This window comes from Streptomyces sp. NPDC020489, from assembly GCF_044386545.1.
Classification (GTDB): Bacteria; Actinomycetota; Actinomycetes; order Streptomycetales; family Streptomycetaceae; genus Streptomyces.
In genome coordinates this window covers 505,936-527,921 of the sequence record NZ_JBIRUZ010000007.1, presented here as the reverse complement: position 1 = coordinate 527,921, position 21,986 = coordinate 505,936, and the positions used below count along the sequence as shown (strand labels likewise).

13 protein-coding genes are annotated in these 21,986 nt (G+C 72.9%); 7 read left to right on the top strand and 6 right to left on the bottom strand.

What is annotated here, in order from left to right:
* Window positions 1-521 precede the first annotated feature (521 nt).
* Complete coding sequence (locus tag ACH41F_RS22145) at window positions 522-1,085, bottom strand: MarR family transcriptional regulator (protein WP_391233652.1); 564 nt, start codon at window positions 1,083-1,085, stop codon at window positions 522-524.
* Between the two features lie 153 nt (window positions 1,086-1,238).
* Between ACH41F_RS22145 and ACH41F_RS22140 the strand changes: the two genes are divergently transcribed.
* On the top strand, window positions 1,239-2,492 hold the full coding sequence (locus ACH41F_RS22140) for an MFS transporter (RefSeq protein ID WP_391233673.1): 1,254 nt from the start codon (window positions 1,239-1,241) through the stop codon (window positions 2,490-2,492).
* Between the two features lie 66 nt (window positions 2,493-2,558).
* On the opposite strand, the gene ACH41F_RS22135 is transcribed toward ACH41F_RS22140, so the two are convergent.
* Together ACH41F_RS22135 and ACH41F_RS22130 are read right to left on the bottom strand one after the other, a co-directional pair.
* Window positions 2,559-4,199 (bottom strand): SpoIIE family protein phosphatase, encoded by a 1,641-nt coding sequence (locus tag ACH41F_RS22135; protein WP_398837040.1) that lies wholly within the window; start codon window positions 4,197-4,199, stop codon window positions 2,559-2,561.
* Between the two features lie 174 nt (window positions 4,200-4,373).
* Window positions 4,374-5,753: an FAD-dependent oxidoreductase gene (locus ACH41F_RS22130; RefSeq protein WP_391233672.1), complete on the bottom strand. Its 1,380-nt coding sequence runs from the start codon at window positions 5,751-5,753 to the stop codon at window positions 4,374-4,376.
* A gap of 376 nt (window positions 5,754-6,129) precedes the next feature.
* Here ACH41F_RS22130 and ACH41F_RS22125 point away from each other — a divergent pair, with 376 nt between their 5' ends.
* Together ACH41F_RS22125 and ACH41F_RS22120 are read left to right on the top strand one after the other, a co-directional pair.
* Entirely contained in the window at window positions 6,130-6,894 is a 765-nt protein-coding gene (locus tag ACH41F_RS22125; RefSeq protein WP_398837039.1) for a TetR/AcrR family transcriptional regulator, read from the top strand.
* Between the two features lie 278 nt (window positions 6,895-7,172).
* Window positions 7,173-9,086 (top strand): sigma-70 family RNA polymerase sigma factor, encoded by a 1,914-nt coding sequence (locus tag ACH41F_RS22120; protein ID WP_391233649.1) that lies wholly within the window; start codon window positions 7,173-7,175, stop codon window positions 9,084-9,086.
* Between the two features lie 4 nt (window positions 9,087-9,090).
* Here ACH41F_RS22120 and ACH41F_RS22115 read toward each other — a convergent pair whose 3' ends face one another.
* Both ACH41F_RS22115 and ACH41F_RS22110 read right to left on the bottom strand, forming a co-directional pair.
* Window positions 9,091-12,492, bottom strand: coding sequence for a BTAD domain-containing putative transcriptional regulator (locus ACH41F_RS22115; protein ID WP_398837037.1), 3,402 nt, complete (start codon window positions 12,490-12,492; stop codon window positions 9,091-9,093).
* Window positions 12,493-12,947: 455 nt separating this feature from the next.
* Window positions 12,948-15,041 carry an asparagine synthase-related protein gene (locus ACH41F_RS22110; protein ID WP_391233647.1) on the bottom strand — a complete coding sequence of 698 codons (2,094 nt, stop codon included), beginning with the start codon at window positions 15,039-15,041 and terminating at the stop codon, window positions 12,948-12,950.
* A 683-nt stretch (window positions 15,042-15,724) separates the two neighbouring features.
* Here ACH41F_RS22110 and ACH41F_RS22105 point away from each other — a divergent pair.
* The 4 genes from ACH41F_RS22105 to ACH41F_RS22090 all read left to right on the top strand — a co-directional run bounded on the left by ACH41F_RS22105 (window position 15,725) and on the right by ACH41F_RS22090 (window position 20,928).
* Window positions 15,725-17,149, top strand: coding sequence for a hypothetical protein (locus ACH41F_RS22105; RefSeq protein ID WP_046259622.1), 1,425 nt, complete (start codon window positions 15,725-15,727; stop codon window positions 17,147-17,149).
* Window positions 17,150-17,201: 52 nt separating this feature from the next.
* Window positions 17,202-18,443, top strand: a complete 1,242-nt coding sequence (gene lhgO / locus ACH41F_RS22100; protein WP_391233646.1) for an L-2-hydroxyglutarate oxidase — start codon at window positions 17,202-17,204, stop codon at window positions 18,441-18,443.
* Between the two features lie 259 nt (window positions 18,444-18,702).
* Window positions 18,703-19,515 (top strand): tRNA (guanosine(46)-N7)-methyltransferase TrmB, encoded by an 813-nt coding sequence (gene trmB, locus ACH41F_RS22095; RefSeq protein ID WP_398837035.1) that lies wholly within the window; start codon window positions 18,703-18,705, stop codon window positions 19,513-19,515.
* Between the two features lie 99 nt (window positions 19,516-19,614).
* A complete protein-coding gene (locus tag ACH41F_RS22090) occupies window positions 19,615-20,928 on the top strand; it encodes a PrsW family intramembrane metalloprotease (protein WP_398837034.1) in 1,314 nt (437 codons plus the stop codon).
* A 63-nt stretch (window positions 20,929-20,991) separates the two neighbouring features.
* Here ACH41F_RS22090 and ACH41F_RS22085 read toward each other — a convergent pair whose 3' ends face one another.
* The gene (locus ACH41F_RS22085; protein ID WP_391233643.1) at window positions 20,992-21,936 is read right to left on the bottom strand and encodes an aldo/keto reductase; all 945 of its coding nucleotides are present in this window, start codon (window positions 21,934-21,936) and stop codon (window positions 20,992-20,994) included.
* Window positions 21,937-21,986 lie beyond the last annotated feature (50 nt).

Sequence of the window (21,986 nt, the reverse complement as noted above, 5' to 3'; positions counted from 1 at the left end):
AACTAAATCTGGCGTTGATTTTTGGCACGCTGTTGAGTTCTCAAGGAACGGACGCTTCCTTTGTACTCACCCTCTCGGGCTTTCCTCCGGGCTTTCCCTTCGGTCTTGCGTTTCCGACTCTATCAGACCGTTTCCGGTTCTGATTTCCTCGGTGCTTTCCAGGTTCCCGCTCTCGCGTTTCCCTTTCCGGCGGTTCCGACTCTATCAGATCCTTTCGGGCCTGACTCCCAGTCAGAGGGGCTTGTCCTCGCGGCCGTTGGGCCGTTCCGACGTCTCAAACCTTAGCGGATCCTCTCGGCAGTTCCTAATCGAGCTGCCGAATCCAAATCGAATTCAATTCGGGCACGCCGAATTGAATCCCGTTGGGAGATCGTGCTGGTGGTTTGTGTGCCGCTGATGCGGCGGAGGTGCTGTCGAAGAACCGTTACGGCTCTGCGGCAACCCGAAGAACTCTACGGACCGTGGGGGTGCGTGTCAAGCACCCCCTGTCAAGATCTTTTCGGGGCCCGTCGACCGCTCCATCAGTCCAGGTCGGTGAGGCGACCGCCGGCGTCGGGCTGAGCATGCTCCACCCGGCGCAGGAGGCGGGTCAGGACGTCACCGAGGCTGGTCCGCTCCTCGGCGGAGAGGTCCTGGAGGAGGTCCTCCTCGAAGACGGTGGCCATGCGCATGGCCTCCAGCCACTTCTCGCGCCCCTCGTCCGTCAGCTCCACGATCACCCGTACGCGGTTGGACTCGTCCCGCTCCCGGGTCACCAGCCCCTCCGTCACCATGCGGTCGATCCGGTGCGTCATCGCGGCCGGCGTCAGGCCGAGGCGCTTGGCGAGGTCGCTGGGACCCATCCGATAGGGGGCGCCGGAGAGGACGAGCGCCTTGAGGACCTCCCACTCCGCGTTGCTGATGCCGAGGGCGGAGGTCTGACGGCCGTAGGCGACGTTCATCCGGCGGTTCAGCCGGGACAGCGCCGAGACGATCTGCTCGACCTGGGGGTCGAGGTCCTGGAACTCGCGCTGGTAGGCGGCGATCTGCTCTTCGAGAGTCGGCTCGCCGCCGATGCCGAGGCCGTTGCCGGGGGTGTCACCCATGGGCCGAAGTATCGCACGGGGCTGCTTGGCGTTGAAGTTCTTCTAGGTGTACTGTTTAGCTTCGAACTTTAGCTTTGAAGTCTTCGGTGCTAAGTACTGAGGGATTCCAATTACCTGAGAGAGGTGAACGTGACCAGGGCCATGGGCGCAGCGATGCGCCGGATCCACGTGGGCAACGCACTCAGCGCGTTCGGGCTCGGCTTCACCGTCCCCTACCTGTACGTCTATGTGGCGCAGGTGCGGGGGCTGGGGGCCATGACGGCGGGGCTCGTCCTCGCCGTCTTCGCCGTGGCCGCGCTGATCGTGCTGCCGTTCGCCGGCCGGGCGATCGTGCGGCGGGGCCCGCTTCCGGTGCTGTTCGCCGCCCTGGTCTCCGCCGCGATCGGGGCGCTGAGCCTGGGGCTCGCGAGCAACGCGACGACCGTGCTGCTGTCCGCCGCCGCCCTCGGTGCGGGGCAGGCCGTCATGCAGCCGGCGCTCGCCACGATGATCGTGGACTGCTCCACGTCCGAGACCCGCTCACGTGCCTTCGCGATGCAGTTCTTCCTGCAGAACCTCGGGCTCGGGGTCGGCGGTCTCATCGGCGGTCACCTCGTCGACACGACGAACGTCTCCTCCTTCACCCTGCTGTTCGCGATCGAGGCGGCGATGTTCCTGCTGCTGGTCGTGGTGATGGCGACGGTGCGCGTGCCGCACGCGCCGCACGTCGAGGGCGCGCCGCGGTCCGCCAAGGGCAGCTGGAAGCAGCTGCTGGGTAACCGGGCCATGGTGCAGCTGGGCGTCCTGGGCTTCGTGCTGTTCTTCGCCTGTTACGGCCAGTTCGAGTCGGGTCTGGCCGCGTACGGCGTCGAGGCCGCCGGGATCTCCACCTCCGCTCTGGGTACGGCACTGGCCGCCAACACCGCGATGATCGTCGTGGCGCAGTTCGCCGTGCTGAGGTTCGTCGAGCGGCGCAGGCGCTCCCGTGTGATCGCCGCGGTCGGCCTCATCTGGGCCTTCGCCTGGGTCATCGCGGGGTACGCGGGCCTCGGTCACGGCAGCCAGACCATGGCCACGGCCGCGTTCGTCTCGACGTACGCCCTCTTCGGTCTGGGTGAGGCGATGCTGTCGCCGACCGTCGCCCCGCTGGTCGCGGATCTCGCGCCGACCGGGATGGCTGGTCAGTACAACTCGGCGTTCGCCCTGGTGAAGCAGCTCGCGCTGGCCGTGGGTCCGGCGGTGGGCGGCCCGATGGGTGCCTCGCTGCACGCCCCGTACATCGTGACGTTTCTGCTGTTCTCGGTGGGCATCACGTTCCTTGCGCTCAGGCTCGGGCGGCAGCTCACCGCGGTGCAGGACCACCCGTGGCGGGCCCGGAGCCGGGTGGTGGCCAAGGGCGGCGCACAGCAGGAGTCCCTCGCCGCGTAATTGGGGGGCACCTCGGGGCGTGCGGTCAGTCGCACGCCCCCATAGCCGCCATACGGCCCTGCGCGCCTACCCCTTGGGCAGCACGAACTCGCACCAGACGGCCTTGCCGCCCCCTGGTGTCCTGCGTGAGCCCCAGTTCGACGCGATGGTCGCCACGATGGCGATCCCCCGGCCGGATTCGTCGCCGTGCTCGGCCCGGCGGCGCCGCGGCAGATGGTCGTCGCCGTCGGTGACCTCGATGATCAGCCGGCGGTCGGTCCTGCGCAGGCGCAGCCGCATGGGTGGCGTCCCGTGCTGGAGCGAGTTCGCGACCAGTTCGCTCGCCGCCAGCACCCCCAGGTCGTGCAGCTCCGTCGGGAACCGCCAGCTGGTCAGCACGCCGGAGGCGAACGCACGCGCGCGTGGGGCCGCCTCGATGCCGCCGAGGAGTTCCAGCGCGGCGTTGCGGAAGAGGTCGCTGTCGGGGCCGGTGCGGGCGGGTTGCTGGAGGACCAGGACCGCCACGTCGTCGTCGTGGTCGGCGGTGACGCCGGCCGAGCGGACCAGGCGGTCGCACACGACCTGGGGGGTGCCGGTCGCGCCGGACAGGGCGCGTTCCAGTGCCGCGATGCCCTCGTCCAGGTCCTCGTTGCGGCGCTCTACCAGGCCGTCCGTGTAGAGGACGGCCGTGGCGCCGGGGCCCAGGGGGATCGAGCCCGACGCGTGCACCCAGCCGCCCGTGCCCAGGGGCGGGCCGGTGGGTTCGTCCGCGCGGAGCACCGCCCCGCTCTCGTCGCGGACCAGGATCGGGAGGTGGCCGGCGGAGGCGTAGACCAGCTTGCCCTCGTTGGGGTCGTGGATGGCGTAGACGCAGGTGGCGATCTGGTTGGCGTCGATCTCGGTGGCGAGGCCGTCGAGGAGTTGCAGGATCTCGTGCGGGGGGAGGTCCAGGCGGGCGTACGCCCGGACCGCTGTGCGCAACTGGCCCATGACCGCCGCCGCGCGGACGCCCCGGCCCATGACGTCGCCGATGACGAGGGCGGTGCGGCCGCCGCCGAGGGTGATGACGTCGTACCAGTCGCCGCCGACGGCGGCCTCGGTGCCGCCCGGCTGGTAGGTGGCGGCGATGCGGAGGTCGTCGGGTTCCTCCAGGACCTGCGGGAGCAGCGAGCGCTGGAGGGTCACGGCCGTCTCGCGCTGGCGGCGTTCGCTGGCCCTGAGGCGTTCGGCGGCCTCGGCGTGGTCGGTGACGTCGGTGGCGAAGACGAGGACCGCGCCGGTGTCGCCTTCCGTCACCGGGGTGCAGGTGAACGTGTAGGAGCGGCCGTCGAGGGCCCTGCGGGACTTAACCGTGCGGGTCCTGCCGCTGCGCAGGACCTGGTCGAGGAGGGGGAGGAGGCCGATCTCCTCGAGCTCGGGGAGGGCTTCGCGGGCGGGTGGGCCGGGGGCGCGCGGGCCGAAGGCCGTCGCATAGGCGTCGTTGACGTAGGCGAGGCGGTGGTCCTGGCCGTGCACGAGGGCGACGAGGGCCGGGACGCGGTCGAGCACCTCGCGTACGGGGAGTTCGTCGACGGCGGGCACGGGCGGTGCCTCGTCGGTGAGTTGTTCGGCGCGGGCCGCGGGTACGGAGCCCTCCCCGAGTCGGTCCGGGGTGAGCTCGTGGTCGGTCCGCGCTGCGGCGCGGCGCTGCGTTCCGGGGAGCCGGGCGCTCCAGCGCGTGAAGTTCACGAATCCTTGCCTCGTGTCGTCGTCTGCGGCCGGCTCCGGACCCGGTGTCGGGTCGTCGCGGGTGCGGAAGGCGGGCGTCCACCCGTCCTTGGGTCGGGGATCAGTGTGGCAGTGTGACCGACCGGGTCGACATCCGTCAGACGCCTACCGTGCCGGTGGAGTTCCTGGGTCCGGTCAGGACGACCCCTTCGGGTCGTTCGAGGGGTCCTGAGGAGGCTTTCCACCGGCCGCGAGTTCGAACTCCGCCCGGGGATGTTCGAGGGAACCCAGCGAGACGATCTCCCTCTTGAAGAGCCCGGAGAGGGTCCATTCGGCCAGGACGCGGGCCTTGCGGTTGAAGGTGGGCACCCTGCTGAGGTGGTAGACGCGGTGCATGAACCACGCAGGGTAGCCCTTCAGCTTGCGCCCGTAGACGTGCGCGACACCTTTGTGCAGACCCAGGGAGGCCACCGAGCCGACGTAACGGTGGGAGTAGGTCTCGAGTTCCTCGCCGCGCAGCGCGTGCACGATGTTGTCGCCGAGGACCTTGGCCTGGCGGACGGCGTGCTGGGCGTTGGGCGCGGTCTCCCTGCCGGGTTCGCCGGCCGTGACGTCCGGGACGGCGGCGGCGTCTCCGGCCGCCCACGCGTGCGTGGTGCCCTCGATCGTGAGCTGGGGGGTGCATTTCAGCCGACCCCGGTCCGTGAGCGCAAGGCCGCTGGCGGCGAGGATCGGGTGGGGTTTGACGCCGGCGGTCCACACGACCGTACGGGTCGGGAAGCGGGCGCCGTCGCTGAGGACGGCGACACGGTCGGCGCAGGATTCGAGGCGGGTGTTCAGGCGTACGTCGATGTTGCGGCGGCGCAGTTCGGTGACGGTGTAGCGGCCCAGCTCGGCGCCGACCTCGGGGAGGATGCGGTCGGAGGCCTCCACGAGGATCCACTTCAGGTCCTCGGGCTGGAGGTTGTGGTAGTAGCGCGTGGTGTAGCGGGCCATGTCCTCCAGTTCGCCGAGCGCCTCCACGCCCGCGTAGCCGCCGCCCACGAAGACGAAGGTCAGGGCCGCGTCGCGGATCGCGGGGTCGCGGGTGGAGGAGGCGATGTCCATCTGCTCGATGACGTGGTTGCGCAGTCCGATGGCCTCCTCGACGGTCTTGAAGCCGATGGCGTGGTCGGCGAGGCCGGGGACGGGCAGGGTGCGCGAGATCGAGCCGGGGGCGAGGACGAGTTCGTCGTACGTCAGCTGCCGGGGCCCGGTGCCCTCCTCCTCGGTGGCGAGGGTGGTGAGGGTGGCGGTGCGCTTGGCGTGGTCGAGGGCGGTGACCTCGCCGACGATCACGTGGCAGGCGTCGAGGACGCGGCGCAGCGGGACGACGACATGGCGGGGGGAGATGGAGCCGGCGGCCGCCTCGGGAAGGAAGGGCTGGTAGGTCATGTACGGGTCGGGGGTGACGACGGTGATCTCGACGTCGCCGCGCCGGAGTTCCTGTTTCAGCCTCCGTTGCAGACGCAGGGCCGTGTACATCCCGACGTAGCCGCCACCGACAACGAGAATGCGCGCGCGTTCCTTCACCACCCCATGACGCACCCGGCGCTTGAGTTTGTCCACAGGCCCGACAATTTGTGTGACCGCGCGTCTCGCGCGGGCGGGGTTGGCCGAATCGCCGGTGTACGGGAAGTATGTGCAGGTCAGTGGGTACGCGCCGGGAGTGTGCGCGGGGTGCAATCGGGACGTATACGGCCCGTACTCCGATCGGGGGGCGCTCTGTGCGGAACCTGCCCCTTCTGAATTGACCCCCTCTCAACTATGTTCGTGTGTCGACGGGGTGTAGGGGGATGCGCTCTGCGGGACCGCGACGGGCGGCCCGTGAGCCGTGTGTGTTCCCCACGACTCCGGCTTTCAGTGGCGGGGAGAGTCTCCGGGGGGAGACGTCATTACCGGGGGAACGCTTATGCATGTTCAGGACTCTCATTGGTCTTCCGCGTCTGCCATCACACCAGGTGGCGGAGCGATGAGCGCGGCGGTGGGCAACGGACGCGGCGGTTCGCGTTCGACCCCGCTGCGCGTGGACGCACAGCGCAATCTGGAGCACGTACTGCGTGCGGCACGCGAGGTCTTCGGCGAGCTGGGGTACGGCGCGCCGATGGAGGACGTGGCGCGGCGCGCGCGGGTCGGCGTCGGCACGGTGTACCGGCGCTTCCCGAGCAAGGACGTCCTGGTGCGCCGGATAGCCGAGGAGGAGACCTCCCGGCTGACCGACCAGGCACGTGCGGCGCTCGGCCAGGAGGACGAGCCGTGGTCGGCGCTCTCGCGCTTCCTGCGGACGTCGGTGGCGTCGGGTGCCGGGCGGCTGCTGCCGCCGCAGGTGCTGCGGGTGGGTGTGGCGGACGAGGGCACCGAGAGCGCCGGGTACGACGCGGCGCGGGTGCCGCAGCAGCGGACGCAGCCGGGCACCGGGGAACTGCGGCTGGTGCCGGAGAACCCGGGAAGCGCGGCCGATGACGACGCGGGGGCGGCGGCGCTGCTCGACGTGGTGGGTCAGCTCGTGGAGCGAGCGCGCGCGGCGGGTGAGCTGCGGGCCGACGTGTCGGTGGCGGACGTGCTGCTGGTGATCGCCACGGCGGCGCCCTCGCTGCCGGACGCGGCGCAGCAGGCGGCGGCCTCGGCGCGGCTGCTGGACATCCTGCTGGAGGGTCTGCGGTCGCGGCCGTCGTAAAGGCCGCTTGACGCGGTGCCTCGATCAGGTGACGACGGGGTGCGGGTGCTCTGCCGCCCGCGCCCCGTCGGCATGCCCGGCTTGTCCGACACGTCCCCAACTCCCGCTCAAGCCACGTCAGTTGATCCTTCCCCGCACGGGTGACGGCTAGTACTGCGGTGCGGTGAATCCCCACGGACGAGTGGTAGCCCCGCGCTGACGGGTCTTGACCAAAAGCCCATATGGCACGCTGACCCGGTGTTCGTGACTGGTTGGGCAGGCGGCGGGGGCTTTCCGCGATGAGCGTTGACGGGCGGGACGAGTCACAGGGTGACGGAGACGCGGAGGCCAACGACCCGGTGTCGCCCCAGGTGCCCAGCCAGGGGGGCCGCACGGGCCGTCGGCCGGTCGGCGGTGTCCCGGTCGAACGCAGCGTCCCGACCCAGCGCGACTGGGGCGAGGACAGCGTCCTGCCGCCCCCGATCGAGGCGCCGCCCTCCGACGCCGACCTCATCGGTCGGATGCGCTCCGGGGACGACACGGCCTACGAGGAGCTGTACCGGCGCCACGCGGAAGCGGTACGCCGGTACGCCCGCACCTGCTGCCGCGACGCCCACACCGCCGACGACCTCACGGCCGAGGTCTTCGCCCGCATGCTCCAGGCGGTGCGCGGCGGCTCGGGGCCCGAGCACGCCGTACGCGCGTACCTGCTGACGACGGTCCGCCGCGTGGCCGCGCACTGGACGAAGTCCGCCAGGCGGGAGCAACTGGTCGACGACTTCGCGCTGTTCGCCGCGCAGTCCGCGCGCGTGACCCAGGGCTCCGACGACGACACCCTGGACCTGGGCGCCGATGTGCGCGCGATGCACGAGGCCGAGCAGTCCATGGCCATGCAGGCCTTCCGGTCGCTGCCCGAGCGCTGGCAGGCGGTGCTGTGGCACACCGAGGTCGAGGACGAGTCGCCGAGCGAGGTCGCCACGCTCTTCGGACTCGACGCCAACGGCACGCGCGTGCTCGCCAGCCGTGCCCGTGAGGGCCTCAAGCAGGCCTACCTCCAGGCCCATGTCAGCGCCGCCCTCGCCGACGACGAGGAGTGCGCCCGCTACGCCGACCAGCTCGGCACCTACGCCCGTGGCCGGCTGCGCACCCGTGCCGAACGGGGCCTGCGCAAGCACCTGGAGGAGTGCGCCAAGTGCCGCCTCGCCGCCGCCCAGATCTCGGAGGTCGCGAGCAGCATCCCGGCCGTGGTGCCGGTCGCGGTCATCGGCTGGTTCGGCGCCGCCGGGTACGCCAAGGTCGCGGCGCTCATCGCCGGTGGCACGGGTGCGGGCGCGGCGGGTGTCGCGGGCGCGGCCGCGGCGAGCGGCGGCTCCTCCGGCGCGGGCGCGGGCGGGGGCGCGGCGGCCTCCGAGGGCGTCGGCATGCCGGTGAAGGTGGGCCTCGCCGCGGGCGCGATGGTCGCGGTGGGCGTGGTGGTGGCGCTCGCCCTGGCCAACGACGACACGCCGGTGGACAGCAAGCCGGAAGCGCGCCCGCCCGCCACCACCCCGGTGGTGAAACCGGCCGAGAACGCACCCCACCCCCCGCGGAAGGAGCCCGCCGCCGCCCCGCCGGTCATCGGCCCCGCCCCGACCCCGACACCCACCCCCACCCCGGCTCCCAAACCCAGCCCGACCCCCACCCCCAAGCCGAAACCCACCCCGAAGCCGGAGCCAAAGCCGAAACCCAGGCCGAGCCCCACGCCCACGCCCACCCCGACCCCGCCCCCGCCACCCGCGCCGGCCGTCTACCAGTGGAGCGAGCTGGCCTACGACATCAACGGCGACGGCACCCGGCCGGAGATGCGGATCGCCGAGAGCAGCTGGGTGTGGCAGCGCTACGGCGTCTCGGTCGGCGGCACGCGGTACGCGCACGGCGTCACCGTCCACGGCCGGTCCTCCGTCACCATCGACCTCAACCGCGCCTGCACCACCTATGACGCGCTGGTCGGCGTGGACGACATGGCGCTGGGTCTCGGCAAGGTCTACTTCTCCGTCTACGCGGACGGGGTGCGGCTGTGGAAGTCCGGGCTGGTCGAGGGCGGGGACGCGGCGGTGCCGGTGCATGTGAACCTCGCCGGGCGCGACAGCGTACGGCTGGTGGTGGAGCCGCACAGCCCCTTCGACGACCTGGCGCTCGCGGACTGGGCGGAGTCGAAGTTCAGGTGCGCCTAGAAGGTCAGGTGCGTCTAGGGGGCGGGTCCGTGGCGGTGCCGGGAGCCTCGGCCATGGTGACGGCTCGGGTTGGGGCTGGGGCTGGGTGCAGGACGCGCAGGGCCTCGTCGAGTTCGCCGAGGACGTCGTCCGGGGTGAGGGCGGAGCCCTTGGTGTACTCCGCCGCGTAACGCTCCTCGCCGAGGGCCGCGCGGGTCTCGGCCTCGGCTCGTTCGGCGTCCGCACGCTCCGGCATGGAGCGCGGGTTGCCGTCCCGCCAGTGGTCGCCGACGGCGAGCAGACGGGCCGCGCGCGGGTGGTCGCCGAGCTCGGTCAGCAGGCCCGCCGTGTTGTCGGCGAGCGCCGCCCTGATGACGTCCGAGCAGCGTGTCTCGATCGCCGTGCGCAGCGCGTCGGCCAGCTTCGACAGGGCCGCCGCGGGACCGGACTCGGCCGCCGACACCATGGCGTCGACCGATCGCAGCATCACCCTGAACTGCGGGGGCGGGGTGCCCCGTTCCATGGCCGCCCGAGCCGCCTCGTACAACTCGCGCGCGCGGGCGGCGTCCTTCTCCTCCAGCGCGAGCCAGGCGCGCTGAAGCAGCACGAAGGCCTCGGAGTCCGCCACGGCGTACCGCGCGGCCATCGCGCTCGCCTCGTCCAGCGTGGCCACCGCCGTCGTACGGTCGCCCGCGCGGAAGGCGATCTCGGCGAGCCGCGCCAGCAGGAACGGCTTCTCGGTGTGTGCCCCCACCTCGTGGGCGAGCCGCAGCGCCTCCTCGTAGTCGCCCCGGGCCTCCTCGGAGCGGCCCCGCGCCATGGCCGCCTCGCCCGCGGCGCTGCACACCTGGGCGCGCAGCCAGCGGTCGCCGACCCGCCGGCTGAGCACCCGCAGTTCGGCGAGGTCCTCGTCGATGCCGTCCATGCCCCCGGGCGAGTCGACGACCATGTGCGTGCGGAACATCAGCACCACGCCGGTCTCCCAGGCGCCGCCGTGGACGCGGCAGTTGGCGACCGCTCTGTCCAGCATCGGCCGCGCGTCCTCCACCGGGCCGGGGAAGACGAAGAGCGTCACCGGCCAGGCCACGCCCGGCAGCCGGGCCGCCGGTGGCCCGCCCTTCTCGAAGTGGGCCCCGATCCGTGCCACGTACCGGCGCATCCGCTCGTCCAGCCCGTCCAGGGGCGGCTCGGCGTCGGCCATGAGGAACAGATGCAGCATCCTGACGTCCATCCGCAGGACGTGCAGCGGGTGGTGCGTCTCACCTTCGGGGGTGGCGAGGAAGGCGTCGACGGGGTCCACGGACGCCATCAGGGCGCACATCGCGTCCGGTTCGGCGGGGAGCGTGCCGCCGGCCGCGTCCAGGGCCGCGCCCAGCCGCAGCACCTGCCCGGCCCAGTCCGCGCCCTCCCTGCGGTAGTTGCGCAGCCACCAGAACCAGGTCATCGCGAGGGCCAGGGCGGCGGCCTCGGTCTCCTCACCGACCTCGATCGCGCGGTGCAGGGCCGCGCGGATGTTGTCCAGGTCGGTCTCCAGGCGGGAGATCCACGGGAGCTGACCGGCGGAGCGCAGCTCGGGCTCGGCCTCCTCTGCCAGGGCGAGGGCCCACGCGCGGTGCCGGCGCAGGGCCGCGGCGTGCACGGCGGGGTCTTCGGCGGCGCGCTCCACGGCATACTCGTGGATCGTCTCCAGCATGCGGTAGCGCATGGCGGCACCGCCGTCGGCTCCCTCGTGCGGGGCGGCCACGATCAGGGACTTGTCGACGAGCGCCCCGATCAGCTCCGCGGCGGGGCCGGTGCACACGGCCTCCGCGGCGGCGAGGTCCCACCCGCCGGCGAAGACGGACACCTCGATCAGCACCCGGCGCTCCCGCTCGTCGAGCAGGTCCCAGGACCAGTCGACGACCGCGCGCAGGGTCTGCTGGCGGGGCAGGACGGTACGGCTCCCGGAGGTGAGGAGGCGGAAGCGGTCGTCGAGGCGGTCGGCGATCTGGCGCGGGGTGAGCAGACGCAGCCGCGCGGCGGCCAGTTCGATGGCGAGCGGCAGTCCGTCGAGGCGGCGGCAGATCTCGGTGACGGCCTCGGTGTCGCGGAGGACGACGTCCGCGTCGGGGCGGACCGCCGTCGCGCGCTCGGTGAAGAGGCGGTGGGCCTGGTCGGGCAGGAGGGGTTCGACCGGGCGCACGGACTCGCCGGGGACGCCCAGGGGTTCACGGCTGGTGGCGAGGATCGTGAGCCCCGGGCAGCGGGTCAGCAGGGTCTCGGCGAGGTGGGCCGCCGCGTCGATGACATGTTCGCAGTTGTCAAGGATCAGGAGTTGGCTGCGCGGGGCGCAGTGCTCGACGAGCAGGGCGAGCGGGTCGTCCTGCTGGGGTGTCAGCTCGGTGGTGATCAGCTTGGTCTCCCGCAGACCGAGCGCGCTGACCACCGCCCCTGGCACCGCCTCCGGCCGGTCGAGCGGCGCCAGCTCGACGAGCCACGCCTCTGGTCGCCCGGCGGCGGCTTCCTCGGCGAGACGGGTCTTTCCCGAGCCGCCCGGTCCGGTGAGGGTGACGAGGCGGGCCCTGTGCAGTTCGGAACGGATGGCGTCGAGCTCGGGTTCCCGGCCCACGAAAGAGGTGAGGCGGGGGCGGAGGTTGCCGGGGCGGGTGGGGGGCGTCTGCGTGGGTGCCGTGGCCGGTGTGAGTGTCGTGGGTGCGGTGGGCCGTGTGGGTGACGGGCTGAGCAGTTCCGCGTGCAGGGAACGGAGCTGGGGGCCCGGGTCGGTGCCGAGGGCGTTCGACAGGGTGTGGCGGACCGACTCGTACGCGGCGAGCGCGTCCGCGGTGCGGCCGGTGTCGCGCAGGGCGCGGATGAGGAGGGCGTGCAGCGGTTCGTCGTACGGGTGCGCCGCGGTCAGTTCGGTCAGCTCCGGTACGACGTCCTGGGCCCGGCCTTGCCTCAGCGCGGCCTCGGCGCGGGTGCGGAGCGCCTCCAGGCGTCGGGTCTCCGCGCGGGTCGCGGCGGTGCGGTCGGGGAGGTCGGCGAGGGCGGGGCCGCGCCACAGGGCGAGGGCCTCGTCCAGGGTGCGGGTGGCGGTTCGGGGGTCGCCTCGGTGGAGGGCTTCGGTGCCTTGGCGGGTGAGCCGTTCGAAGACGTAGAGGTCGACGTCGTCGCTGGTGGCGGTGAGGCGGTAGCCGCCGGGGACGGAGGCGACGGCGTCCTTGCCGAGGGTGCGGCGGAGGCGGCCGACGAGGGCCTGGAGGGCGGCGGGGGCGTCCTGGGGAGGGTCTGCCGCCCAGACGTCGTCGATCAGGGTGTCGGGGGTGGTGAGGGTGCCGGGGCGGAGGGCGAGGGAGGTGAGCAGGGCCCGTAGGCGGGGGCCGGGCAGGGGTATGGCGTTGCCGTGGTCGTCCTCGGCCTGGGTGACGCCCAGGATTCTGTACTGCACCGGGTCATTGTCGCTGGGGTGGCTGTGGGGGGCGCGGGATTTTGGGGCGAGGCGTGTGTGGGGGGCGGGCGTGGGGGACTCTCGGCGGGGGGGCGGGGCGGGGTCGGCTGGGCGGGTGCGGCGTCGTGGGGGTTCGCGGAGGTTTTTTCTCGCCCCCGCCGCCCCTACCCGTCCCGTCCCCCAGGGGCTGCCGCCCCTTCGGCCCCGCCTCCTGGGGGCTCCGCCCCCAGACCCCCGACGGCCCCGAAAGGGCCTCGTCCTCAAACGCCGGACGGGCTGAAAAACACGCGCCTTCGTCCTCTGACGCCGGACGGGCTGAAAGGCAAGAACCCCCGTCCTCTGACGCCGAACGGGCTGAAAGACAGGAACCCCCGTCCTCTGACGCCGAACGGGCTGAAAGACAGGAACCCCGGTCCTCTGACGCTTGGACGGGCTGAAAAACAGGCAGGCGCCCCCTACCCCCTCCGAGCCCCCGCCCCCAACGCCCCCCTCTGTGGTGTGATCCCCGCCGGTACCGCGCGGGCTCGGGCCGGGGTGCCGGTCCAGCAGGTGCCTCGGCGGGCCAGGAGGCGGCGGAGCCAGAGTTCCAGGGAGACGAGGTCGGCGAGGCCGTCCAGGGGGAGGGGTTCGCCGTCCGCCGCGGCGCGGAGGGCCTTGCGGACGACCCGGGCCTCGACCAGGCCCGCTTCCGCGAGGAGCGGCGTGCCGAAGAGGGACATGAGGGAGTCGGCCGCCACCCGCAGGCCGGTGCGGGCCGCCACCGCCGCGGAGGCGTGGGAGGGGGCGCCCCAGCCCGGCGGGAGGTCGGCGACGCCCGCGCCCTGGAGGACCGTGCGCAGGATCGCCGCCCGGGCGCCGGGCTGGACGCGCAGGGCTTCCGGAAGGGCGCGGCAGGCGCGGACGACCTGGTTGTCGAGGAAGGGGGCGTGCAGCCGCTGGAAGCGGATCTCGGCGGCCTGCTCCAGGATGCGTACGTCCGCGGCGGTGCGTGCCAGGGCCGCACGCGCGCGGTAGTCGCCGGGGCGCTGTCCCGGGCCGACGCCCGAGCGGCTCGTCGCACTCTGAAGACGAACCGATACTTCAGCCAGCGCCTCCCCGGTCAGCCACCGTGCCGCCGGGCCCGGTCTGGCCCAGGCGAGGGCCGCGAGCGAGGCACCCACCGCGCCGCCCGGTTCGTCGAAGCTGCGCGCCATCAGGCGGTCGGCGAGCACGTCCAGGCCGGTGCGGTAGGGGGTGCGGGCCAGGCGCCGCGCCGCGCCGTACACGCGCGCGGGGACCATCACCGAGCCGTCCGCCCTGGCCAGCGCGGCGACCGGGCGGACCAGGTGGCGGCGCTTGCGGTCCATCAGGAGGTCCGCGAGACGCGCGGGATGCGCGTCCAGGACCTGGCGGGCGCCGTAGCCGGTGAAGTGGTCCGCGCTGCCCGAGGCCAGGCGCGCGCGGTGGCGGGCGGCCGTCACCAGGGACGGGGCCGGCTCGTCGGTCAGCGGGCCGTCCAGGTCGGCGTACGGCAGTGTCTCCTCGCCGCCGGCCACCACCACGTGGTGCAGGCGCGGGTTGGCCGCCAGCGAGCCCGCCCGTTCCACCTCGGCCTCCCGGCCGCCGACGACCAGGTCGTTGAAGGTGACCGCCAGCAGCCGCTCACCGGCGCCCGTGCCGTGGCCGAGGACCGTGCCCGGCATGCCCGGCAGGCCCGCGGCCAGCAGCGCCAGCGTTCCCGACGCGGGCCCGCCCGACAGGTCCGCCCCGATCCCCGGGACCGGCATCCCGCGCGCGGCGCGCCGTTCGGCGGGACCCATGCCCGGGACCGGACCGGGGTCGATGTCGGCGCCGGGCACGTGCCGAGGTGCCGACAGACGCGCGCGTACCGCCTCCACCAGCGCGTCCCGTACGGCGTCCACGGCGCTGTCCGGGTCGGCCGAGGGCGCGGCCACGGCGAGGGAGGCGACCGGCTCGTACCCGGCGATCTCGCGCGCGCCGGTGCGCAGGATCAGCGCGTGCCCCGGCGGAATGCGCCGCACGCCGTCGTACGGGGTGGAGTCGTGCAGCGCGGCCGGCACGTCGGGGGCGGCGAGCAGGGCGGCGAGATGTCCGAAGTCGAGGTTGGCCTCGATGAGGTCGGCGAGCGGGAGGGCGGCGGTCGCGTACGCCGTGCCGCCCGACCAGGGGGTGTAGAACACCGGGCGCGCGCCCGCGAGATCGCCGCAGACGGTGATCCGGCGGCCCGCCTGGACGATGGCCGTGTAGCTGCCGGGCCAGGCCGTCAGATGCCGCAGGGCGCCTCCGCGCGCGGCGAAGAGACCGACCCTGAGCTGTTCGTCCGTCGCCCCGCAGGTGCCGAGGACGGCGATGCGGTTCTGCGCGTCGGCCCGCACCACCCGCACCTCGTCGGGGCGCCAGTCGCCGACCGCCCAGAGCGGATCGGGGTCGCCCCACAGGAGTTGGGAGCCCACCGGGTGCACGGTCTCGCCGTCACCGCCCGCCGCCCCCGCGGAGCCGATCTCGACTGCCCCCGCTGCGGTGCTGCTCCACCCCACCAACCACCGCATCGACGCCTCCACAGGCTGTGGACCACCAGTGCACCGAACGAACCGGTTCCCCATGCTGCCATGAAGGAGGCTCGCCGGAGAGGCGGTGGAGCCGCTTGAGCGCCGGGCAACGCGCCGTCGCGCGCGTGCCGGTGAAGAGGCGGACGCCTGTACGGGGCGGGGGGTCCGCGACGCGAATGCGCCCCCGATACGCTCCCCCAGAACGCCCTTCGCGCCGTCAATTTCCGTGGTGGGAGCGGTAATTGACCGCTGGGCGCGGGGTCGGTTTTCGGCCAAGTTGGCGAAGCGAGGACAGGCTCGCGCACGCTCCGTACACGCTCTGCGCACCGCATCGGCAACGCGCAGTCCGGGGAACGGAGTTCGCCCCCCGGACCGTTCCGCCACCCGCGGGGATGGAGGTGGCGGAATCCCCCAGCCCACTGGATCCAGTACAGCGGGCCGACCCACGCACGATCCATGGAACCGCTCCCCCGATGGCCGGAGAAGAGCGCACGCGCAGGCGCACGGCCACACGGCGGGGGCACGACGCAACGGTGCGTATGGAGTCCGTACGCGCGTACGGACCACAATCCCGCCATCCGGAACAATGCCCCTTAACGCTTGGGATCCGGCGAACTACGCTGGGTTTACGAATGCCGGGTGGTTATGCCAGCGCGGCAGCCGTCTGTGTCGAGGGGTGGCGCATGTCCAGGGAGCAACGCGGGCCGAACGAAAAACTCGGCGCCGTTCTCGCCCTCGCGGGAATCAGCAACGCAGGACTCGCGCGTCGCGTCAACGATCTTGGCGCTCAACGCGGGTTGACTCTTCGCTACGACAAGACCTCGGTCGCGCGCTGGGTGTCGAAGGGCATGGTGCCGCAGGGCGCCGCGCCGCACCTCATCGCCGCCGCGATCGGCCAGAAGCTCGGCCGCCCGGTACCGCTCCACGAGATCGGTCTGGCGGACGCGGACCCCGCACCCGAAGTGGGCCTCGCCTTCCCCAGGGACGTCGGACAGGCCGTCCGCTCGGCCACCGAGCTGTACCGGCTGGACCTCGCCGGGCGCCGTTCCGGTGCCGGTGGCATCTGGCAGTCGCTGGCCGGCTCCTTCGCGGTGAGCGCCTACGCGACGCCCGCCTCACGATGGCTGATAACCCCGGCCGACAGTTCGGTCGCGCGCGAGGTGAACTCCGCGGAAGCCTCCGGCGCACCGCTCAAAGTCGGCCACAGCGACGTACAGAAGCTGCGGGAGGCCGCCGAGGACGCCAGGCGCTGGGACTCCAAGTACGGAGGCGGCGACTGGCGTTCGTCCATGGTGCCGGAGTGCTTACGGGTGGAGGCGGCACCGCTGCTGCTCGGCTCGTACTCCGACGAGGTGGGCCGCGCCCTGTTCGGCGCCTCCGCCGAACTGACCCGGCTGGCCGGGTGGATGGCCTTCGACACCGGCCAGCAGGAGGCGGCGCAGAGGTACTACATCCAGGCCTTGCGACTGGCCCGCGCGGCAGCCGACGTACCCCTCGGCGGGTATGTGCTGGCATCGATGTCCTTGCAGGCGACCTACCGGGGCTTCGGCGACGAGGGCGTCGACCTCGCCCAGGCCGCGCTGGAACGCAACCGCGGCCTGGCCACGGCCCGCACCATGAGCTTCTTCCGGCTCGTCGAGGCACGTGCGCACGCGCGCGCGGGTGACGCGCAGGCCGCCGGGGCCGCGCTGAAGGCGGCCGAGGGATGGCTGGAGCGCTCCCGGGACGGGGACCAGGACCCGTCGTGGCTGGGCTTCTACTCCTACGACCGCTTCGCCGCGGACGCCGCCGAGTGCTACCGCGACCTCAAGGCACCACGACAGGTCCGCAGGTTCACCGAGCAGGCCCTGTCGAAGCCGACGGAGGAGTTCGTACGGTCGCACGGGCTGCGGCTGGTGGTGTCGGCGGTGGCGGAGCTGGAGTCGGGCAACCTCGATGCCGCGTGCGAGCAGGGCGTACGGGCGGTGGAGGTAGCGGGGCGCATCTCCTCGGCCCGCACCACCGAGTACGTGAAGGATCTCCTCCACCGGCTGGAGCCCTACGGCGACGAGCCGCGGGTCGTCGAGTTGCGGGAGCGCGCCCGCCCCCTGCTGATGGCCCCCGCGTAGGCCGCGGCGCCTGCCGCCGTCCCCCGCGTTTGAAGGCTCTGTCAGTGGCGCAGTGCACTATCTAGAGCGGGAGGTGGTGCAGGTGCGGCCGGAGATCGCTTATGACTGCGACGTGCTCGTGGTCGGGGGCGGGATCGTCGGGTTGTCGACGGCGTATGCGATCACGCGTGCCGTTCCGGGGACGCGGGTGACCGTGCTGGAGAAGGAGGACGGGCCCGCCCGGCATCAGACCGGGCGCAACAGCGGGGTGATCCACAGTGGGATCTACTACCGGCCGGGGTCGCTGAAGGCGCGGTACGCGGTCGAGGGCGCCGCCGAGATGGTGAAGTTCTGCGCCGAGTACGGCATCGCGCACGCCGTGACCGGGAAGCTGATCGTCGCCACCGAGCGCTCGGAGCTGCCGCGCCTGCACGCGCTCGTGCAGCGCGGCCGGGAGAACGGCATCCCGGTGCGCGAGATGGGCCCCGCGCAGATCACGGAGTACGAGCCGGAGGTGCGCGGACTGGCGGCCATACACGTCGGCACGACCGGCATCTGCGACTTCACCGGGGTCGCCCGGCAGCTGGCGGAGGCCTCGGGCGCCGACATCCGCTACGGCGCCCGGGTCGAGCGGGTCGACCGTCGGCCCGAGCTCGGCGTGGCCGTGCGGACGACCGCCGGGGACGTCGTCCGGGCACGCGTGCTGGTGAACTGCGCCGGGCTGCACTGCGACGAGGTGGCGCGGCTGACCGGGGACGACCCCGGGATGCGGATCGTGCCGTTCCGGGGCGAGTACTTCACCCTCGCGCGGCCCGAGCTGGTGAAGGGGCTGGTCTACCCGGTGCCCGATCCGGCGTTCCCCTTCCTCGGGGTGCATCTCACCCGCGGGATCGACGGCGGCGTGCACATCGGACCCAACGCGGTCCCGGCGCTGGCCCGCGAGGGGTACGGGTGGGGGGTCGTGAACCCCCGGGAACTCGGTGCGACGCTGGCCTGGCCCGGGTCGTGGCGGATAGCGCGGCGGCACTGGCGGTACGGGGCCGGTGAACTGCGGCGGTCGGTGTCCAGGGCGGCGTTCACCGAGGCGGTGCGCAGGCTGCTGCCCGCGGTCCGGGAGGACGACCTGGTGCCCGCAGCGGCGGGGGTGCGGGCGCAGGCGGTGCTGCGGGACGGGACGCTGGTGGACGACTTCCTGATCAAGGAGGGCCCGCGGACCGTGCATGTGCTGAACGCGCCGTCCCCGGCGGCGACGGCCTCGCTGCCGATCGGGCGGGAGGTGGCGAGGAGGGCGTTGGCCACGCTGGAAGCCGTGTGACAGGCGTAGTGGCTGCGCTGGGGGGCGTGTGCGGGACGTGGTGGCCGCACCGGCCGTGTGACGCGGGGCGCGGTGGCCGCGCTGGGGGGCGTGTGACGCGGCGCGGTGGCCGCACTCGGAGCCGTGTGACGGGACGTGGTGGCCGCGGTGCGGGGGGTCTCGCGCCCGCCGCCGTCCCGCCGCCGTCCCCGCCACCCCGCCCCGTCCCCTCCCCAGCGGCCGATGCGCTCGCCCCCACCCCCGTAAAATCGACCCCACTGTGTCTGACTCCCCCAACGCCCCCGACGCGTCCCAGTCCGCCCCCACCCCCGGTGCGCCCGTTCGGCACACCCGGACCAAGGGGGAGCCGCGCTTTCCCGACGGGCCGAAAGCCGATCCCGCCGGGTCGCACTTCGAGCGGCGGATCCGCAGCTTCCAGCCGCGCCGGAGCCGGGTGACGGCCGGGCAGGCGGACGCCCTGCAACGGCTGTGGCCCCAGTGGGGGCTGGACATCGACGGGCAGCGGGTGATCGACCCCGTGGAGCTGTTCGGCAACGACCACCCGGTCGTGCTGGAGATCGGGTTCGGGATGGGCGAGGCCACCGCGCGGATGGCGGCCGCCGACCCGGGGACCAACATCCTCGCCGTCGACGTCCACACCCCCGGCCAGGGCAACCTGCTCAACCTCGCCGACCAGCACGGCCTCTCCAACGTCCGGGTCGGCAACGGCGACGCCATCATCCTGCTGCGCGAGATGCTCGCCCCCGACGCGCTGGACGGGCTGCGCGTCTACTTCCCCGACCCCTGGCCCAAGAAGCGGCACCACAAACGGCGGCTGATCCAGCCGGAGTTCCTCACCCTGGCCGCGACCCGGCTGAAGCCCGGGGCGATCGTGCACTGCGCGACCGACTGGGAGCCGTACGCCGAACAGATGCTCGAGGTCCTCACGGCGCACCCGGACTTCGAGAACACCCAGGCCGACGGGGGTTTCGCGCCGCGTCCGGAGTATCGCCCGCTGACCCGTTTCGAGGGCCAGGGACTGGAGAAGGGACATGTCGTGAACGACCTGTTGTTCCGGCGCGTACAGCGGTAGGACAACAGCGACAACCGTGCGACGACCACCCCCCACCGGCGCCGGAGACCGTCTCGGCCCTCCTGCGGGCGGCGCCCCTGACTCGTTAGGGTCGATGCCGTGACCACCTTTCCCCCGTACCCGACGCACCACCCCACCGGTCCTCCCGGCGGCGGTGCGCTGCGGCACGCGCACTGGTGGCAGCGCAAGGAGGTGCGTTACGGCGCGCTCATCACCCTGCTCGCGCTCTCCGGGCTCGTCATCCTCGCTCTGGTGCGCGAACAGACCGGCACCGAGGGCTTCCTGGTCGGGCTCGGGCTCGCGATCCTGCCCGTGCCGCTGCTGATGGCGGCCTTCCGCTGGCTGGACCGGGTGGAGCCGGGGCCGTGGCGCAATCTGCTGTTCGCCTTCTCCTGGGGTGCCTGCGCGGCGGCGCTGATAGCGATCGTCGCCAACAGCTTCGCCACCCGCTGGATAGCGACGGCGACCGCGGACCCCTCCAGCGCCGACACCCTGGGCGCGACCGTCATAGCGCCGATCGTCGAGGAGACCGCCAAGGCCGCGGCCGTGCTGCTGGTCTTCCTGTTCCGCAGACGGGACTTCACCGGGATCGTCGACGGGGTGGTGATAGCCGGGGTCACCGCCACCGGCTTCGCGTTCACCGAGAACATCCTCTACCTCGGCACCGCCTTCGGCACCGACCAGCTCACCGGCGACAGCGGCATCGCCTCGGTCACCGCGGCGACGTTCTTCGTCCGCGTCATCATGTCGCCGTTCGCGCACCCGCTGTTCACCGTGCTCACCGGCATCGGATTCGGCATCGCCGCGCTGTCCGCGGACCGCCACCAGGTGCGCCGGGTGCTCCTGCCCCTGTCCGGCCTGCTGCTCGCGATGGCCATGCACGCCGTCTGGAACGGCTCCGCGACCTTCGGCGAGTACGGCTTCTTCGCGGTGTACGCCGCCTTCATGCTCCCCGCGTTCGGGCTGCTGACCTGGCTCGTCATCTGGACCCGGCAGCGCGAGCTGCGCACCGTGCGCGAGGAGCTGCCCGCCTACGCCGCGGCCGGCTGGCTCACCCCCGCCGAGCCCTTCGCGCTCAGCTCGATGCGGGCCCGCCGTATCGCCCGCCAGTACGCGCGCGCCCACGCCGGCAAGGCGGCGGCGCGGGCGGTGGCGCAGTACGAGGCGTACGCGACGTCCCTGGCGTTCCTGCGCCACCGGGGGCGCCTCGGCCGGGCCAACGCCGACTTCGTCGTACGGGAGCGGGAGTTGCTGCACGAGCTGTGGGTCCGGCGGGAGGTGGCGCGCCCGGCCCTGGACCACGCGGCCCGGATGACGGCCCCGCCGGTCCCCGCCCCCGTCCCGCCGGCCCAGTGGCCCGTGCACGGGTACCAGGCGGTCCAGTACCCCGCGTACAACCCGTACCGGACCTAGGGCCGCGGGGCCGGCGACGTTCGCCCCGGCGCGGCGCGCGAGCCGCCCCCGCCCCGCCACGTCCTAGGCGGACGCCGTCGTCAGGGCCTCCACCTCGTCGTCCGTCAGGTTCACGTCCGCCACCTTCAGCAGGGCCGGCAGCTGCTCCACCGTCCGCGCGGAGGCGATCGGCGCGGCCACCGTCGGCTGGGCGGCCAGCCACGCGAGGGCGACCGTGGCGACGGGCACCCGATGGGCCTCGGCGATGTCGTCGAGGGCGGCGAGGACCCTGCGGCCGCGCTCGGTCCGGAGGTGCTTGCCGGCGCCGGCGGCACGGGCGCCCTCCACCACCTCGCCGTCGCGGTACTTGCCGGTGAGGAACCCGGCGGCCAGCGCGAAGTACGGCACCGCGGCCAGCCCGGCGCGCTCGGCCAGGTCCTGGAGCTCACCCTCGTACGTCTCGCGCGAGACCAGGTTGTAGTGCGGCTGGAGCGCCACGTACCGCGCCAGGCCCTCGCGCTCGGAGAAGGCCAGGGAGGCCTCCAGGCGCTCGGCGGAGATGTTGGAGGCGGCGATGTGGCGTACCTTGCCCGCCCTCACCAGCTCGTCGAGCGCGCCGATGATCTCCTCGACCGGCACCTCGGGCTTGTCGAAGTGGGTGTAGTAGAGGTCGATGTGGTCGGTGCCGAGGCGGCTCAGCGAGGCGTCCGCGGCGGCCTTGATGTTGGCCGCGGTCAGGCCCTGGAAGTCGGGGTGCTGGCTGACCTTGGTGGCGATCACGAGGTCGTCGCGGTTGCCGCGGGCCCTGACCCAGTTGCCGATGATGGTCTCGGACTCGCCGCCGGCGTTGCCGTCGACCCACGCCGAGTAGGAGTCGGCGGTGTCCACGAAGTTGCCGCCCGCGGCCGTGTAGGCGTCCAGGACGGCGAAGGACTGCGCCTCGTCGGCGGTCCAGCCGAAGACGTTGCCGCCGAGGGAGAGCGGGAAGACCTCGAGGTCGGACGAACCCAGCTTGCGAAGAGAAGTCATGTGCAGGATCAACGCCCGCGGACAGGGCGCTCTTCCGCGACGGCCGCAAA